Below are 372 nucleotides of genomic sequence, written 5' to 3' on the forward strand. Positions count from 1 at the left end.
GAGTGCTTAATGCGTTTGCTGCGTCACTTAGGGCTGGATAGCCCCAAACAACTAGCACTCATCGTTTACGGCGTGGACTACCAGGGTATCTAATCCTGTTTGCTACCCACGCTTTCGAGCCTCAGTGTCAGTTACAGTCCAGAGAGCCGCTTTCGCCACCGGTGTTCCTCCATATATCTACGCATTTCACCGCTACACATGGAATTCCACTCTCCTCTACTGCACTCAAGTCTAACAGTTTCCAATGCACACAATGGTTGAGCCACTGCCTTTTACATCAGACTTATTAAACCACCTGCGCTCGCTTTACGCCCAATAAATCCGGACAACGCTCGGGACCTACGTATTACCGCGGCGGCTGGCACCGATTAC

Annotated in this window: 1 rRNA gene; it reads right to left on the reverse strand. The window is 51.1% G+C overall.

The window, feature by feature from the left end:
• Positions 1-372, reverse strand: a 16S ribosomal RNA gene (locus C0R07_RS19650); the annotation flags it as partial.

This window comes from Stenotrophomonas bentonitica (assembly GCF_002887735.1).
Lineage (GTDB): Bacteria > Pseudomonadota > Gammaproteobacteria > Xanthomonadales > Xanthomonadaceae > Stenotrophomonas > Stenotrophomonas bentonitica_A.